The organism is Gordonia sp. G4 (assembly GCF_057770005.1).
Genome location: NZ_CM173442.1, coordinates 557236 through 573663, shown reverse-complemented (window position 1 = coordinate 573663; position 16428 = coordinate 557236). Strand labels below are relative to the sequence as shown.

Genomic DNA, 16428 nt, shown 5'->3' with positions numbered 1-16428 from the left:
GGCTCGACTCAGGACTTGGCGTGGGTCCGCGAGTCCAGCGGCACGATGAGCGGGCCGCCGGTGACCGGATCGGTCATGACGTGCGCCCGGAGGCCGAAGGCCGCGTCGAGGGTCTCGGCGTCGATGACCTCGCTGGGTGAACCGGTGGTGACGATCGCGCCGTTGCGCATGACGAACAGCGAATCACTGTACCGCGCAGCCAGATTGAGATCGTGCAGCACCATGACGACGGTCTTGCCGTGCTCGTCGCGGAGCTTGCGGACCAGGTCGAGGACGTCGATGGAGTGCGCGAGGTCGAGGTAGGTCGTCGGCTCGTCGAGCAGGATGAGATCGGTGTCCTGGGCCAGGGTCAGCGCGATCCAGACCCGTTGCCGCTGCCCGCCCGACAGGGCGTCGAGGGTGCGGTCGGCGAGGTCGAGGGTGTCGGTCATCTCCATCGCCTGCGCGACCGCGGCCTCGTCGGCCGCACTGGCCTGCGCGAACCAGCGCTGGTGTGGATGACGTCCGCGCCCGACCAGGTCGGCGACGGTGAGTCCTTCGGGCGCGATGGGATTCTGGGGCAGGATCGCGAGGGTGCGGGCGACCTGTTTGGGGCGAACCGACGAGATGTCGTCACCGTCGAGGTAGACCGCGCCCGCCCGGGGAGGCAGCAGACGCGCGAGACACCGCAGCAGCGTCGACTTGCCGCATCCGTTCGAGCCGATGATCGTGGTGACCTGCCCGTCGGGGATGTCGATGTCCAGGCCGTCGATGACGATCCGTTCGTCGTAGCCGACGGTAAGGCCGACGCCGCGCAATCGCGCGGTGGTAGCCGTGGTTTCGAGGGAGGACGCGGTCATACGCTCGCCTTTCGGGACATGACGACCATCAGGTAGATCAGGAACGGCCCGCCGATCGCGGCGGTCACGATACCGACCGGCAGACCACCCGGCAGCACCGTGCGGCAGAGCAGGTCGCCGCCCAGGACCAGCGACGAACCGATCACGCCCGACACCAGTGGCGTCGGCACAGCGGTACCGGCCAGCCGCAGGGCGATCTGCGGGGCGAGCAGTGCGACGAAGGCGATCGGGCCGGCCGCGGACACGCTCAGTGCGGCGACCAGGACCGCGGTCAGGAGCAGGGTCGTCGACACCGCGCCGGTGCGGACCCCGAGACCGCGGGCGAGATCGGGTCCGAGGCTGAGCATCCCGATCTGGCGGGCCAGAACGATCACCACGACGATGCTCGCGCAGACACCGGCGACGACCGGCCACACATTGGACCAGCCGACATTCGCCACCGATCCGACGATCCACACCTGTGCGCGGCCGACATCCCGGATGTCGGCGCGGGAGAGCAGGAACTGGGTCAGCGCCTGCAGCAACCACGTCATGCCGACGCCGATCAGCACGAGCCGGAACGGGTTGATGCCGCTGTTGGCCTTGCGCCCCGGCCACGCCAGGACGTACATCGCGATGGCGGTCGCCAACCCGCCGATCATCGCCGCCGCCGGGACGCCGAGATCGCCGAGCCAGGCGCCCCAGCTGGTGGTCGAGAACGCGATCGCGGTCACCGCGGCCACGCTCGCGCCGGCTGTGATACCGAGCATGTCCGGTGTGGCCAGCGGGTTCTGGGCGATCAGCTGGGTCAGCGAACCGGCGAGGCCCAGGCCGAATCCCACGAGCAGCGCGACCAGCGCGCGGGGGAGCGCGACGTCGAAGACGACGACGTTCTCGACCCGGGTCCCGCCCCCGAGCAGGATGCGCGCGACGTCGATCGGGGTCAGGGGGAAGTCACTGACGCCGACGCTGGTGAGGAACAGGACGATCGTGATGGCCGTGGCCACCAGCGCCACGGCGAGCATGCGCGGCCGCACCACCATCGACATCGGCTCGATCGCGATCCGGTATCCGCCCGGATGAGGTGCGATCCGGGTCTTGGCCCTGATCCCGCTCTTCTCGGCGGTCTCGGTCTTGATGGAGGTCGGCGGGTTCACACGGTCCCCAATCTCTGTCGGCGGACCATGACGATGAGGAATGGGGCGCCGACCAGCGCCAGCATCACACCGACCTGCACTTCGCCGGGTCGGGCGACGATGCGGCCGAGGATGTCGCATCCGACGAGGAGGATGCCGCCCAGCAGAGCCGAGTACGGGATGATCCACCGGTAGTCGGCGCCCACGAACGCGCGCGCGATGTGCGGCACGACCAGACCGAGGAACACGATCGGCCCGCAGGCCGCGGTGGCGGCGCCGATGAGCAGCGTGATCGTCAGCACGCCGAGGGCGCGGATCAGCACGACCCGGGAACCGAGTGCCTTGGTCATGTCGTCGCCCAGGCTCAACACGTTGAGGAAGAACCCGCTCGCCAGGGCGAGGACGAGTCCCACCCCGATGAACGGCAGGCTGGCCCAGAACACGTCGATGCCTCGGCCCGCGGTGGAGCCGACGCTCCAGAAGCGCCACTGGTCCAGCGAATTGGTGTCGACGAGCACGATCGCGGATGTGATGGCGGTCAGCATCGCGGTCAGGCCGGTACCCGCGAGCACCAGGGTCAGCGGACTCGAGCCGCTCAGCGACGACAACCCGAACACGACGGTGGCCGCGATGATCGCGCCGATGAGTCCGAAGAACATGAAGGCGATCGGGCTGGTGATCCCGAGCAGGTAGATGCCGCCCACGACAGCACATGCGGCTCCGGCGTTGACGCCGAGCATTCCGGGGTCGGCGATCGGGTTGCGGGTGTGGCCCTGGGTGATGGCACCGGCCGCGCCGATCGCGAGCCCGGCGGTCAGGCCGAGCAGCGTGCGTGGGACCCGCAGATCCCACACGATCCCGTCGACGTCGGTGTCCTTCGGCACCTGCGGCATCCGCAGGTTGATCAGGGCGTTCCAGATCTCCTGGGCGCCGGCGGTGAAGCTGGGCCAGATCTCGTCGAGAGGGACCGGTCGGGTGCCGAAGAGCACGGACGCGACGACCAGCGCTGCAAGGGTCGCGAGCAGCAGCGGGATTCCGAGAACTCGGAGAGATCGACGCACAAAGGTAAACCTTACCAACCTTGGATTCGGCTCTTGCCCACCGTGTACCGATCGCGCGGAATGGGTGTCGTTCGGATAACGAATTGCTGACGAATCCTGAGGGAAGGCTGTGCGCGCGGTAACACTTCGCTCAGGCTGGGTCGATAATCCCGGTGTCGGTGAGCATCTCGGGCCGACAGCAGCAAGACCGGTTGCCGGTGGGGCGGCATGAGCCGCTCCCACGATGGCGACGTCGGGAAACACAGCAGTGTCGCCTACGAACGAGGAGGATCGATGAAATCGCTGAAACGGGCTCTCACGGGGGTTCTGGTCGCCGCAGGAATCGCGGGTGGATCGCTGGTGGGTGCCGCGCCTGCGCACGCCGCCGTTCCCAACCTCCAGATGACGGGCGGGGTCTACTGCCAGTTCGGAGCACCGGGCACGCCGTGGAATCAGGCGTGGAGCATGACCCGGTTCATGCGGGTCACCGCGCGTGACGGCGACTTCCGAAACGTCACACTGCAGGAGATCAACGGCGCGACGAAGTTCAAGTCGCAGCTGAAGAAGAACGAGTCGCTCACGATCAAGACCGTCTGGTTCGGCTGCTTCCCGTCGTCCATCGCCGGATATGCGATCTCTGATTACGCCGAGAACCTGACCGACAACGCCGGTTTCTGGTGGAACGTCCGGCGCATCGACAACCCACTGGACAGGTTCGGAACCGGCTCGTCCGCGTCGTCTGCGGTTGCGCTGACCGGTGGCGGCACCGACGTCGAGGGCGTCCCCGCGATCCCGGGCCGCTGACCGTAATCCGCCACGACTGAGCGTCCACGACAAGGCATTTCGCGTCGGGCGATGTGCGGGGAGGACGCCTCCGCACATCGCCCGGCGCATGCGAAAGAGCGGCGACCGAGAAAACTCGGCCGCCGCTCTTGTGGCTTCGACAGGCTCAGCCGGCAGGAGAGCCCGGTGTCACGCGGAGGGGCGTGACACCTTGTTCGGCTCGGAAGCGGCGAGCATGTCCTCGCGTTCGACGACCTTGACGCGTTCGCGGCCTTCGGCGGCGCCGAGCGCACGCTCGTGCTCGTCGAGCCGGTACCAGCCGTCCCAGGTGGTGAACGGGATGTTCTTGGACTCGAGGAGTTCGACGATGGCGTCCTCACCGGGGTGGGCGGGCTCGAGCAGCGCGCCCGCTTCCATGTCCTTGAGGATGCAGTCGACGGTCTCGTTGGCGTCGCCCTTGGTGTGGCCGATGAGGCCCACGGGTCCGCGCTTGACCCAGCCGGTCGTGTAGATGCCGGTCAGCTGCTGGCCCTCGTCGAAGACGCGTCCGGCCTCGTTCGGGATGACCCCGGCCTGCGAGTCGAACGGGATCTGCGGCAGGTTGTCCGAGAGGTAACCGACCGCGCGGTAGACCGCGCCGACCTCCCAGTCGGTGGTCTTGCCGGTGGGCTTGACGTTGCCGGTGCCGTCGAGCTGGGTGCGTTCGGTGCGCAGTCCGACGACCTTGCCGTCCTCACCGAGGATCTCGGTGGGGCTCTCGAAGAAGTGCAGGAACAGTTTGTGGATCGCGCCCTGCTTGGGTTCGCGGATCGCGTAGTTCTCGATGATCGTGGCGACCTGGTCGGTGATCTTCGACCCGCGGCGCGCGACGGCCGAACCCTCGTCGTAGTCGATGTCCTCGGGATTGACGATGACCTCGATGTTCGGCGAGTGGTCGAGCTCCTTGAGCTCGAGCGGGGTGAACTTGGCCTGCGCGGGTCCGCGACGGCCGAAGACGTGGACCTCGATCGCCTTGTTGGCCTTGAGGCCTTCGTAGACGTTCGCCGGGATCTCGGTGGGGAGCAGTTCGTCACCGGTCTTGGCGAGCACGCGCGCGACGTCGAGGGCGACGTTGCCGACGCCGATCACGGCGACCTTCTCCGCCTCGAGGGGCCACGTGCGGGGGAAGTCCGGGTGTCCGTCGTACCAGGCGACGAACTGGGCGGCGCCGTAGCTGCCGTCGAGGTCGACACCGGGGATGTCGAGCGCGCGGTCGTCGGTGGCGCCGGTGGAGAAGATCACCGCGTCGTAGTGGGCGCGCAACTCGTCGATGGTGATGTCGGTGCCGTAGTCGACGTTGCCGAGCAGGCGCACCTGTGGTTTGTCGAGGACCTTGTGCAGGGCGGTGATGATGCCCTTGATCCGCGGGTGGTCGGGTGCGACGCCGTAGCGGATCAGCCCGAACGGAGCGGGCATGCGCTCATACAGATCGATGCTGACGCCGCGGTCCTTGGCGGTGTCGGACTTCATCAACGCGTCGGCGGCGTAGATACCGGCGGGACCGGCACCGACGATCGCAACCCGCAGCGGGCGGCTGTTGTCGCTCATGGAGTAGGTGTCTTCCGTTGCTCAGCACGCGCGGACCAGTAATCTCGGCGACCCCCGGGTCCGCGCGTATGGATAAGGCCTATCCCTTCTACGGTAGGCGCTTGCTGTCCACGACCAAAATCCGTCTGTGAGGTAACCCTCACCTGGACGAGGGATGGACGGTCGAGGTCGCGGCGGCTCAGGCCTTGCCGGCGGCGGCCGCGATCGGTCCGACGGCCTGGTCGGCGACCCACGGGATCGTCAGGACCGTCGGCACCGACATCGCGCTGCCCACCTCCTGGGGGAGGTAGACGACGCGGCCCGACTGCGCCACGGCCAGGCGGTTGAATGCCGCGTTCGCCTTCAGCCGATCGTTGGAGCCCTCCCAGTCGACGGCGACGACGACGTCGGCGGAGTCGAGCAGATTGAGGCTCTCGGCCGGCAGTTCTCCGTAGAAACCGCTGGTCACCGACGGTTGCAGCGCAGGCGGGAAGGTGAACCCGTAACCGGCGACCGTCTGCCCGCGGCCATCGCCGGGGCCGTAGATCGACACGCCGCCGGTGGGGCTGGCGGTCACGACGACAGCGGTCTTGCCCGCCAGTTGCGGGTTCTGCTCGCGAACGCCCGCGAGGAACTGTTCGGTCTCGGCCACCTTGCGGTCGGCGAGCTCGGGAAGCCCCACGGCGGTGCCGATCTGGCGGGTCTGCGCGTCCCACGGCACCTGCCACGGCTGGAACTGGGCGGGCCGCAGGATCGTCGGTGCGGTCTTGCCCAACAGGTCGAACTGATCGCGGGTGGGATCCGCGCCGACCGCGGTGATGAGGTCGGGTTCGGTGGCGAGGGCCTTGGGGATCTCGTCGCCGAAGGCGCCCGAGACGTTGGGGAGGACCACCGGCGTCGAGTCCGCGAGCAGCTCGGCGTTCCACGGCGCCGAGGCCTGATCGGGGTCGGCGAAGGGTGCGATGGTCGTGGGCGTGACACCCAGGGCGAGGAGGGTGTCACCGTCGCCCACACCCATCGCCGCGATGCGCTTCGGCGCCTGTGCGACCGTCGCCGGGGCGTAGGCCTGCTGCACGGTCACCGGGATCGCGCCGGCCTCGGGTGCGGGTACCTGCGCCGTGCCGGAGTCGACCGTCTCGTCCGGCGGCGAACACGAGGTCGCCAGGAGAGCTGCTGTCAGCAGCCCGACGAGAAGGGTGAGTGTGCGGTGGGTGGTAGAGCGCATCCGGGGTCCTCGCTGGTCGTTGCGTTCGGCGTCGTTGTTCTCCGCGGTACTTAGGGCCACCTTACTCACGGCCCTCCGATCGTCGACCACGCGCCGGTCCGTCGTCCGGCAGGTCACGCGCGTCGACGCCGGTCTCAGGTGCCTCCTGGTCGCTCGATAGACTCCCCGCCATGGCCGAAGCTGCAGGTGAGGGTGACCAGAGGCCCCCGTCGTGGAAGAACGCGTGGCCGTTCTTCGTCGCGGCGGGCGTCGTGGGCCTCGTCGTGCTCGGCGTCGTGCTGTCGAACGTGATCCGTCCTGCCGAGGATCGGGCCGGTGACTCGGCCCAGGTCCAGTACGCGATCAACGACGTCTACACCGCCCGCAACGGCCCGAACTACGCCGAGTACCGCGCCAACACCTGCGCGGCCGACGTCGAGGCGGCCGACTTCGTCTCCGAGGAAAAATTCCTCGCCGACAACCGGGAGTCGTTGGTCGCCAACGGTCACATCGAGATCCCGGAGATCACCGAGCTGGTGGTCGACGGTGACCGCGCGACCGCGAAGGTTCATTGGCACTATGACAAGACCCCCGACGACGTGAATGTCGTCGACACGATCGTGGTGCGCGAGAACGGCGAATGGAAGGTGTGTTCCTCATGACCTATGCCGGAGATCTGACCCCCCGTGAGGCGTGGGAGAAGCTCGAGAACAACCCGGACGCGGTTCTGGTGGACTGTCGGACGCAGGCCGAATGGTCGTTCGTCGGCGTACCCGACCTCGAAGTCCTGGGGAAGCGCACGATCTTCGCCGAGTGGACCACCTTTCCCGAAGGTCGACGCAACGACGACTTCATCACGCAGCTGCGGGATTCGGGCGTCAGCGACGACCACGAGGTCATCTTCCTGTGCCGGTCCGGTCACCGTTCGATCGGCGCCGCGGAGGCTGCGACGGCGGACGGTATCGCCAAGGCCTACAACGTCGTCGACGGATTCGAGGGTGCCCTCGACGAGAACGACCATCGCGGGACGTCGGGCTGGCGTGCCGAGAACCTGCCGTGGAGGCAATCGTGACTTCTGATCTACCCGTGGGTCGTGAACTGCCCGAGGGGCTCTCGGCCGACACCATCGCGGTGCGCGGCGGGCTGGCCCGCTCGGGTTTCCGCGAGACGGCCGAGGCGATGTACCTCACGAGCGGTTATGTCTACGACTCCGCCGAGGCCGCCGAACGCGCCTTCACCGGGGAGGACGAGCGATTCGTCTACTCGCGCTACGGCAATCCGACCGTCGAGATGTTCCAGGAACGTCTGCGTCGACTCGAGGGTGCCGAAGCGTGTTTCGCGACGGCCAGCGGGATGGCCGCGGTCTTCGTCGCGCTCGGTGCGCTGCTGAAGGCCGGCGATCGCCTGGTCGCCGCCCGCAGCCTGTTCGGTTCCTGCTTCGTGGTCTGCAACGAGATCCTGCCGCGCTGGGGGATCGAGACCGAGTTCGTCGACGGCGAGGACCTGGAACAGTGGGAGCGGGCGCTCTCCAAGCCCACCGACGCAGTGTTCTTCGAGACCCCGTCGAATCCGATGCAGAGCCTCGTCGACGTCGTCAAGGTCTCGGAGCTGGCGCACGCGGCGGGCGCACAGGTGGTGCTGGACAACGTCTTCGCCACCCCGCTCCTGCAACGCGGTCTCGAACTCGGTGCCGACGTCATCGTGTACTCGGGCACCAAGCACATCGACGGCCAGGGACGTGTGATGGGCGGTGCGGTACTCGGAACCAAGGAGTACGTGGACGGGCCGGTGCAGCAACTCATGCGGCACACCGGCCCGGCGTTGAGCCCGTTCAACGCCTGGACGCTGGTGAAGGGTCTGGAGACGCTGCGCCTGCGCGTCGACGCCTCGGTGTCCTCCGCGCTCCGGATCGCCGAGTTCCTCGAAGCCGATCCGCGGGTGCGATGGGTGAAATACCCGTTCCTGCAGTCCCATCCACAGTACGAGCTGGCGCGGGCGCAGATGTCCGGCGGCGGCACCGTGGTGACCTTCGAGCTGAACGACCACGACGGCATCGACGGCAAGAAGCGGGCCTTCGAGGTCCTCAACGGCTTGCGGATCGTCGACATCTCCAACAATCTCGGTGACTCCAAGTCGCTGATCACGCACCCGGCGACCACCACGCACCGTGCGATGGGGCCCGACGGACGCGCGGCGATCGGTCTCAGCGACTCGGTCGTGCGGCTGTCGGTCGGTCTCGAAGGGGTCGACGACCTGCTCGGCGATCTGGATCAGGCGCTGGGCTGACCCGTCGCGTTCCCCTCTTCCGTTCCCGCTCGGCCCGGCGGTGTGAGCGGTCACGGATCGGGTGAGCGGACGGTGATTCCCGCCGCGGTCTCAGTCGAGGCCGTCGATGCCCAGCGCGTTCAGGACCGTACGGAGTTTGAACGCGGTCTCCTCGAGCTCGCCCTGAGGGTCGGAGTGTTCGACGATGCCGCCACCCGCCCACGTTCGCAGACTGCGGCGATCGGCTTCGAGCTGGAGGCACCGGATGGTGACCATCCATTCGCCGTCGCCGGCGGCGTCGCACCAGCCGACGGCGCCCGCATAGAAGCCGCGTTCCCCCTCGACTTCCCGGATGATCTGCGCGGCAACATCACTGGGTGTACCGCAGACCGCGGGGGTCGGACCCAGCAGGAGGGCGAGATCCAGCGCGGTGGTCGACGGATCGCGAAGTGTCGCGCGGATGGGGGTGGCGAGATGCCACACCTCTCCGGTCGACTGCAGTTGCGGGGTCGACGGCGCGTCGACGTCGTCGCACAGGTGCGCCAGCCGGTCGCGCAGGTGATCCACGACGAACGCGTGTTCGGCGAGATCTTTTGCCGAGGAGAACAATCCGTCGGCGACGGCGCGGTCGACGACCGGATCCGGTGACCGCGGAGCCGAACCCGCGTACGGGTGGCAGGTGACGACCGATCCCGACTTGCGCAGCAGCACTTCGGGACTCGCGCCCAGCAGCCACGCGCCGGAGCCGGTGGCGGCACCGAGGTCGACGCCGAACGCGTTGTGTCCGGCGTTGCCGCCCGCCAGGGCGTCGAGGAGTTCGTGGGGCGCGACCTCGGCGTCGAGCACGATGTCGACGCTACGGGCGAGGACGACCTTGCCGACGTCGCCGGCGACGATCCGCTTGACCGCGTGCGCCACCCGCTCGCGGTGCTCGTCGGCGGTCGGGTGCAGGGTCGTCGAGACCGGGGTGCGCGACAGCGGTGGCCCGCCCGTCAGCGGTGCGTCGTCGAAGTGCAGGACCTCGGGTACCACCAGCGCGGCCGGGTCGGAGAGATCGAACGGGATCGCGCCGGTCAGCCCGTCGATCGTCCCGGAACGCAGCGCGGCCGAGGCCGCGTCGACATCGGTGAACCCACGGACGGCGCCCCGGCCCCGCACGGTGCCGTGCGGGCGGGACAACACGAACACATCAGTCGCTGACACCCCTGACACGCTACAGGTAAGTGTGCCCTAACTTTGGATCACGATGAGTGAAAATTGACACGCCCGCGCGGCTTCGGCGAGGCTTGCACATAGGTCATGAGTGCCAGTGACAAGCCCCGGCTCGCTGGTCGGCAACCCTCCTCCGCGGTGGGGTGCTCCGGGTGACGACCTGGCCGCGTACCGACCGGACGCGGCAAGCGCGGAATTTCAGAGGAGCTCCTGCCATGACCGCTGTCCTGTCAGCACCCGACACGACCGGCCACGAGACTGTCGACACCCCCGTCATCGATTCGACCCACCATCGGTATCCGGCCATCCCCGGGCTGGCCCCGGTCGTCGGCGCCGATGTGTCCGTACCGCTGGCCCACGGCGGCACAACGCGGTACGTCAACCTCGACTACGCGGCGAGCGCGCCGGCTCTGAGCTCGGTGGCCGCCGCGGTCGCCGTTGGACTCGGCGAATACGCGAGCGTCCATCGCGGCGCCGGTCATCTGTCGCAGGTGACCACCGCCCGGTACGAGGCCGCCCGGGACACCGTGCGCCGGTTCGTCCGCGGACGGGTCGACGACACCGTCGTCTTCACCCGCAACACCACCGATGCCATCAACCTCGCCGCTCACATCACCCCCGGGGACGTCGTCGTGCTCGACATCGAGCATCACGCCAACCTGCTGCCGTGGTGCGCGCCGCGCGACGGCCGCAACCGGGCCCGAATCGTCCGCACCTGCGACACGATCGAGGACACCCTGGTCGCGCTCGAGGCGGAGCTCGCGTCGGCGCCGGCAGCGCTGCTCGCGGTCACCGCGGCGTCGAACGTCACCGGCGAGGTGCTGCCGATCACCCGGCTCGCCTCGATCGCGCACCGGCACGGGGCCCGGATCCTGGTCGACGCCGCGCAACTCGTCGCGCACCGCCCCGTCTCCGTCGTCAGTCACGGCATCGACTACCTGGCCTTCTCCGGGCACAAGGCATATGCGCCGTTCGGTGCCGGGGTCCTGATCGGCCGGACCGACTGGTTCGACGCCGCCGACCCCTATCTGGCCGGCGGGGGAGCGACCGCCGACGTCGACCTGAGCCCGCACGCCGGTGGCGTGACCTGGCACACCGGAGCCGCGCGTCACGAGGCCGGTTCGCCGAACGTGCTCGGCGCGGTGTCGATCGCGGCGGCCTGCGAGGCGCTGGCCGACCTCGGTCCCGAGGCCATCGGCCTGCACGAACTGCGCCTGGCCCAACGCCTGGACTCCGGCCTGGCCGCCATCCCCGGGGTCGTGCCCCTGCGGATCTTCGCCGATTCCACCGACCGGGTGGGAATCGCGGGGTTCACCGTCGACGGGATCGCGCCGCGGGTCGTCGCCGAGTATCTCAGTGCGCAACACGGAATCGGCGTGCGCGACGGCCGGTTCTGCGCTCACCCGCTGCTCGAGCGCCTCGGACATCCGGCCGGCGCGGTCCGCGCGAGCTTCGGGGCGGGTACCACCTCCGACGACATCGACCGCCTCCTCGAGGCACTGCGCGCGCTGACCGAACACGCACCGATCGACCATGCACTGACCGAACAGACCATCCGACCAAAATCGAATGAGGGGTGATGAGATGACCATCGAACTCGACGCACCGGCCGATCGCGCAACCGTGATCGCCGCACCGACTTCCGCTCCGACGGCCCCGATCAGCATCGGACGACCGGGGTTCCAGATCGCCATCGCCGGAGACGAACTGGCGCAGACGTTTCCGATCGTCGTGCGGCGTGAGACCCTCCGCGATGCGCAGCGTGCCCGCTCTCTGCTCCGGGCCGGCACCCACGATCAGGCGAAGTTCGTGGTCGCCCTCGAGGTGGAGGTGACCGTCGCGGCGGATGCCGCGTCGGCGCGTGCCGCGGCCGCTGCCGCGGTGGACGCATCGTCGGAGGCAGGCTCCGGGACCATCCGCTACATCGGCACGACACACGGACTGATCACGCTGGTCCGGGACATCTACGCGGCCGAGGTCGCCGACGCCGTGATCCTCGTCCCGATCGACGGCGCAGCCACCGAACGCCGCATCCGCGAACAGATCCTGCCGGTTCTCGCCGAGCAGCGGCACCGCGTGGCCTGACGGGGCGGCCCGTCACAGAAGCGCGACTTCGGAACGTGCGCGCTATCTGCAACTGCCGCAGTTGAACTCAAGTGGCGCACCTGCGCCGTAGACACCCCGCCGGCACCATCTCACGATGGTGCCGGCGGAGGTGTCTCGACGGTGATCCGTCAGCCGCGCGAGGGCTCGTTGGCAGCCTCGGGATGCGAGGCGAGGCGGTCGATCGCATCCTGCGCGATCTTCTCGGCCTGCTCGCGGCCGACCCAGCCGCCCGGCTGGACCTCCTTGCCGGGCTCGAGGTCCTTGTAGTGCTCGAAGAAGTGGGCGATCGGGCCCAACTCGTACTCGGACACGTCGGAGATGTCCTTGATGTGGTCCCACCGCACGTCCTTGGCCGGGACGCACAGCAGCTTGTCGTCGCCGCCGGCCTCGTCGGTCATGGTGTACATGCCGACGACCCGTGCGCGCACGATGATGCCGGGGAACACCGACTCGGGGAGCAGGACCAGCGCGTCGAGCGGGTCGCCGTCCTCACCGAGGGTGCCGTCGATGTACCCGTAGTCGGCCGGGTAGCCCATCGAGGTGTACAGGTAGCGGTCGAGGTAGACCTTGCCGGTCTCGTGGTCGACCTCGTACTTGTTGCGGCCACCTTTGGGGATCTCGATGGTCACATCGAATTCCACAGTTCCTCCTGGCAGTCTTGATCGGGGATGCCGCGTCGGGCCGAAACGCCCGCACGCTGCCCCAACGATACTGTTGGTCCGGCGACCTCGATGTTCGTACCCCTCATTGTGCGTACATCCGGCCGTTCAATCGACCGTGAACCGCGAGAGACCCGGAGGTTTTGTGGGCGCATCCACCCGAAACGGCGGTCGCCGCGGTCGGAGACTCCTGTGGTGGACGGTCACCGCGGTGGTGATCCTGGCCCTGGTCGCCGCGGCCTCGGTCGTGATCGCACTCCGCCTCGATCGGGAACCGGAGCTCCCGCCGGGAGTGCCACCGCAACCCGCCGCGGTCGCCGTCGATCCGCGGATCGACCCGGTGGCCGCCTCGGCGCCCGAGCCGACGCCGCAGGGTGTGTCACGCGCGATCGCTCCGGCACTGCGCAACCCCGCCCTCGGCGAACTCACCGGCATGATCAGCGACTCGCTCACCGGCGCGGTCCTGTGGACCAGCGACCCGGAGCGTCCGCGGATCCCCGCGTCGAACGCCAAGATCCTGACCGCCGCCGCCGTCCTCGACGCCGTGCCCCACGATCAGCGACTGACGACGACGGTGGTGGCCGGCAGCAACGGACAGGTCATCCTCCGCGGTGCCGGTGATCCCACCCTGTCGGCCCAGCCCGCCGGGACCGACACCTTCTACACCGATCCGGGTCGCATCGCCGACCTCGCGCGCCAGATCGAGGAGACCGAGATCCCGGTGACCTCGGTGGCCGTCGACCTGAGCGCCTTCTCGGGACCCACGATGGACACCACCTGGGATCGCCGGGACATCCAGGGCGGCGACATCGCCCCGATCGAATCGCTGATGGTCGACGGTGCCCGGCGGGAACCGCTGGACGAATACTCGCCGCGTACCGCGACCCCGGGCCTCATGGCGGGGGAGGCGCTGGCCGCCGCCCTCGACGTCGAAGCGCCCGTCACCGAGGTGACCGGTACCGCGCCGACCGGGTCCGGGGACGAACGCGTGATCGCGAAGGTCCAGTCGGCCCCGCTGGTGACGCGGGTCAACGACATGCTGCGCTACAGCGACAACGTGCTCGCCGAGACGCTCGCCGTCGAACTCTCGGTGCACCGCGGCGGGCCGCCCACGCACGCCGGCGGCGTCGACGCGATCGAACAGGTGCTGTCGTCGATGTTCCCGGACCAGTGGGCCGGTACGACGCTGCACGACGCGTCGGGGATCTCCTACGCCAACCGGACCACGCCGGAGTTGCTCGACACGGTGATGACAGCGGCGAGCGGGCCGAGCAGGCCGGCGCTGCGCCCCATGCTCGACGGTCTGCCGATCGCCGGCGGTACCGGCACCCTCGCGGACCGGTTCGACGCCGCCGACAATCCCGGTGCGGGCTGGGCGCGGGCGAAGACCGGAACACTCACCGGGGTGAGTTCGTTGACCGGCATAGTGCAGACAGTCGACGGCCGCGTGCTGTCGTTCGCCCTGATGTCCGGCGGCACCTCGCCGGCGGACGCGCGACCCGCCCTCGATGCCGTGGTGGGCCAACTGAGAGAGTGCGGGTGCCGATGATCACGTCAGGAATCGCCGGGTCGGAGACCACGGACGCCGGGAACGCCGGAGCCGAGACCGGGACCGCTCCGGAATCGGGCGTCGAGGAATCCGCCGACCGGGAACGCCACCCGGGTATCGGCTCGCAGATCGACTGGTCGCTGGCGGCCTCGACGGCGAAACGACTCGCCCGGCCCGGCCCGAAGACGACGTCGTACACCTACGAGGCGGCCCGCGCGGAACTGGCCGATGCCGCCACCCGCGCCGAAGCCCCGGTGCGAGAGGTCACGGGCCTGGCCGACGGCCTGCGCGTACCGACCACCCGAGTCCTCGACCGGGCCGGCTGGATCGACGCGGCGTCCCTGTCGATGCGATCGATGCTCGGTTCGGACGACGAGTCCACCGACGCGGGATCGCCGGGGCTCGCGGCACGATTCGGCGGACTGCAGGCCGGTGGTCTGCTCGCGTTCCTCTCCACCGCGATCCTCGGTCAGTACGATCCGTTCACGCCCGATCCGGAGACCGGCGAGCCCGGTGTGCTGATGGTGGTGACGCCGAACATCATCAACGTCGAACGCCAGCTCAAGGTGATCCCGTCGGACTTCCGGCTGTGGGTGTGCCTCCACGAGGTCACCCACCGTGTGCAGTTCTCGGCCAACCCGTGGCTGCGGGACTACATGCAGGACAACGTCGCGGTGCTCACCTCCGACGCCGGCGAGTCGACGACCGAGATCGTCACTCGGATGACGAAGGCCCTCAAGGGTTCCGATGGTCCGCGCGAGAAGGGCGTGATCGGCGCGATGCAGCTGCTGCAGAGCCCCGAACAGCACGCCGCTTTCCAGCGCATGATGGTTCTCGGCACCTTGCTCGAGGGGCACGCCGACCACGTCATGGATGCGGTGGGCCCGGTGCATGTGCCGTCGGTGGCGCGCATCCGCACCGCCTTCGACAAACGACGCACCGCACCGCAGAATCCGGTGCAGCGGATCATCCGGGCCCTCATCGGGATGGACGCCAAGCTCGCGCAGTACATCCGAGGAAAAGCCTTCGTCGACGCGGTGGTCGAGGCAGTCGGGATGGAGCGGTTCAACACGGTCTGGACCTCGCCGGACACGATGCCGCTGCCGAACGAGATCGACGACCCGCAGGCATGGATTCAGCGGGTCTTGTGAGGCGGGCGGTCGCGGAATTCGCGGCCGCTCATCGGGTCGGGCCGGAGGTCTGCGTCGGACTCTCCGGCGGGCCGGACTCGCTCGCGCTGACCGCGGCCGCCGTCGGTGCCGGTCTCGACGTCACCGCGCTGATCGTCGATCACGGACTCCAGCCGGACTCCGCGCGGGTGGCAGTGGCCGCGGCCGACGCGGCGCGTGTCCTGGGCGCCCGAGTCCATGTCCTGCCGGTGCGCGTCGGACGTGGTGGAGGTCTCGAGGCCGCCGCTCGCGATGCCCGGTACGCAGCCCTCGACGAGGCCCGCGGTGGTCGGCCGGTTCTGCTCGGCCACACCGCCGACGACCAGGCCGAGACCGTGCTGCTCGGGCTGGCGCGCGGATCCGGCTCACGATCGATCGCCGGCATGCGTGCCTGGAACGACCCGTGGGCCAGACCGTTCCTCGGGGTCCGGAGGCAGCAGACGCTGGCGGCCTGTACCGAACTCGGTCTCGCACCCCATCACGACCCGCACAACCGCGATCCGCGGTTCACCCGCGTCCGTCTGCGATCCGAGGTCCTGCCGTTGCTGGAGGACGTGCTCCACGGCGGCGTCGTCGACGCGCTGGGTCGCACCGCCGAGGGGCTGCAGGCCGACAACGATGCACTCGACGAGTGGGCGGCCCGCGTCCTCGCCGAGGCCGCACGCGGCGACGTCCTGGCCGTCGGCCCGCTTCGCGACGCGCCACTCGCGGTTCGGACGCGAGCCCTGCGTGCCTGGCTGCTCGACATCGGGGCGACCGAGCCGACCCATCGGGTCGTCACGGCCGTGGCGGGCCTCCTGGACTCGGCCGCCGTCGCCGACCGGACCCAGATCGCCGTCGGCGGCGACCCCGACGTCCGCCGTGTCGTCGTCCGTACGGGCGAAACACTGACGGTCCGCCTCACCGCGAGGTGAGACGGAC

General features: G+C 69.1%; 16 protein-coding genes and 1 riboswitch. Of the genes, 9 read left to right on the top strand and 7 right to left on the bottom strand.

What is annotated here, in order from left to right:
* Window positions 1-8: 8 nt before the first annotated feature.
* The 3 genes from AC3B5T_RS02340 to AC3B5T_RS02330 are packed head-to-tail and all read right to left on the bottom strand — an operon-like array spanning window position 9 to window position 3015.
* The gene (locus AC3B5T_RS02340) at window positions 9-839 is read right to left on the bottom strand and encodes an ABC transporter ATP-binding protein (protein WP_055474421.1); all 831 of its coding nucleotides are present in this window, start codon (window positions 837-839) and stop codon (window positions 9-11) included.
* Window positions 836-1975 carry a FecCD family ABC transporter permease gene (locus AC3B5T_RS02335; protein ID WP_055474420.1) on the bottom strand — a complete coding sequence of 380 codons (1140 nt, stop codon included), beginning with the start codon at window positions 1973-1975 and terminating at the stop codon, window positions 836-838. Before AC3B5T_RS02335 ends, AC3B5T_RS02340 begins: the two co-directional genes overlap by 4 nt.
* Window positions 1972-3015, bottom strand: coding sequence for a FecCD family ABC transporter permease (locus AC3B5T_RS02330; protein ID WP_044507228.1), 1044 nt, complete (start codon window positions 3013-3015; stop codon window positions 1972-1974). Before AC3B5T_RS02330 ends, AC3B5T_RS02335 begins: the two co-directional genes overlap by 4 nt.
* 273 nt (window positions 3016-3288) lie before the next feature.
* On the opposite strand from AC3B5T_RS02330, the gene AC3B5T_RS02325 reads away from it, so the two are divergent.
* A complete protein-coding gene (locus tag AC3B5T_RS02325) occupies window positions 3289-3798 on the top strand; it encodes a hypothetical protein (RefSeq protein ID WP_010840729.1) in 510 nt (169 codons plus the stop codon).
* A gap of 168 nt (window positions 3799-3966) precedes the next feature.
* Here the strand turns inward: AC3B5T_RS02325 and AC3B5T_RS02320 are convergent, their stop codons facing one another.
* Entirely contained in the window at window positions 3967-5364 is a 1398-nt protein-coding gene (locus AC3B5T_RS02320) for an FAD-dependent oxidoreductase (protein WP_010840728.1), read from the bottom strand.
* 178 nt (window positions 5365-5542) lie between these two features.
* Window positions 5543-6568 carry an ABC transporter substrate-binding protein gene (locus AC3B5T_RS02315; RefSeq protein WP_055474542.1) on the bottom strand — a complete coding sequence of 342 codons (1026 nt, stop codon included), beginning with the start codon at window positions 6566-6568 and terminating at the stop codon, window positions 5543-5545.
* A gap of 170 nt (window positions 6569-6738) precedes the next feature.
* Between AC3B5T_RS02315 and AC3B5T_RS02310 the strand changes: the two genes are divergently transcribed.
* The 3 genes from AC3B5T_RS02310 to AC3B5T_RS02300 are packed head-to-tail and all read left to right on the top strand — an operon-like array spanning window position 6739 to window position 8833.
* On the top strand, window positions 6739-7209 hold the full coding sequence (locus AC3B5T_RS02310; RefSeq protein WP_055474419.1) for an Rv0361 family membrane protein: 471 nt from the start codon (window positions 6739-6741) through the stop codon (window positions 7207-7209).
* Entirely contained in the window at window positions 7206-7619 is a 414-nt protein-coding gene (locus tag AC3B5T_RS02305; RefSeq protein ID WP_014928026.1) for a rhodanese-like domain-containing protein, read from the top strand. The genes AC3B5T_RS02310 and AC3B5T_RS02305 overlap by 4 nt, the downstream gene beginning before the upstream one ends.
* Window positions 7616-8833 carry an O-succinylhomoserine sulfhydrylase gene (locus tag AC3B5T_RS02300; RefSeq protein WP_055474541.1) on the top strand — a complete coding sequence of 406 codons (1218 nt, stop codon included), beginning with the start codon at window positions 7616-7618 and terminating at the stop codon, window positions 8831-8833. The genes AC3B5T_RS02305 and AC3B5T_RS02300 overlap by 4 nt, the downstream gene beginning before the upstream one ends.
* A gap of 90 nt (window positions 8834-8923) precedes the next feature.
* Here the strand turns inward: AC3B5T_RS02300 and AC3B5T_RS02295 are convergent, their stop codons facing one another.
* Window positions 8924-10000, bottom strand: coding sequence for an isochorismate synthase (locus AC3B5T_RS02295; RefSeq protein WP_010840723.1), 1077 nt, complete (start codon window positions 9998-10000; stop codon window positions 8924-8926).
* A 107-nt stretch (window positions 10001-10107) separates the two neighbouring features.
* A riboswitch (SAM riboswitch) is annotated at window positions 10108-10221 on the top strand.
* Between the two features lie 18 nt (window positions 10222-10239).
* Between AC3B5T_RS02295 and AC3B5T_RS02290 the strand changes: the two genes are divergently transcribed.
* Both AC3B5T_RS02290 and AC3B5T_RS02285 read left to right on the top strand, forming a co-directional pair.
* Window positions 10240-11604 carry an aminotransferase class V-fold PLP-dependent enzyme gene (locus AC3B5T_RS02290; RefSeq protein ID WP_055474417.1) on the top strand — a complete coding sequence of 455 codons (1365 nt, stop codon included), beginning with the start codon at window positions 10240-10242 and terminating at the stop codon, window positions 11602-11604.
* A gap of 4 nt (window positions 11605-11608) precedes the next feature.
* Window positions 11609-12109 (top strand): hypothetical protein, encoded by a 501-nt coding sequence (locus tag AC3B5T_RS02285; RefSeq protein WP_055474416.1) that lies wholly within the window; start codon window positions 11609-11611, stop codon window positions 12107-12109.
* Between the two features lie 149 nt (window positions 12110-12258).
* On the opposite strand, the gene AC3B5T_RS02280 is transcribed toward AC3B5T_RS02285, so the two are convergent.
* Entirely contained in the window at window positions 12259-12771 is a 513-nt protein-coding gene (locus tag AC3B5T_RS02280; RefSeq protein ID WP_010840705.1) for an inorganic diphosphatase, read from the bottom strand.
* 163 nt (window positions 12772-12934) lie between these two features.
* On the opposite strand from AC3B5T_RS02280, the gene dacB reads away from it, so the two are divergent.
* From dacB to tilS, 3 genes are read left to right on the top strand one after another with little or no spacing between them, the layout of a single operon-like run.
* On the top strand, window positions 12935-14338 hold the full coding sequence (dacB, locus tag AC3B5T_RS02275; protein WP_055474415.1) for a D-alanyl-D-alanine carboxypeptidase/D-alanyl-D-alanine endopeptidase: 1404 nt from the start codon (window positions 12935-12937) through the stop codon (window positions 14336-14338).
* Window positions 14335-15489 (top strand): zinc-dependent metalloprotease, encoded by a 1155-nt coding sequence (locus AC3B5T_RS02270; RefSeq protein WP_055474540.1) that lies wholly within the window; start codon window positions 14335-14337, stop codon window positions 15487-15489. The genes dacB and AC3B5T_RS02270 overlap by 4 nt, the downstream gene beginning before the upstream one ends.
* Window positions 15468-16421, top strand: coding sequence for a tRNA lysidine(34) synthetase TilS (gene tilS / locus AC3B5T_RS02265; RefSeq protein WP_055474414.1), 954 nt, complete (start codon window positions 15468-15470; stop codon window positions 16419-16421). Before AC3B5T_RS02270 ends, tilS begins: the two co-directional genes overlap by 22 nt.
* Window positions 16422-16428: the final 7 nt, after the last annotated feature.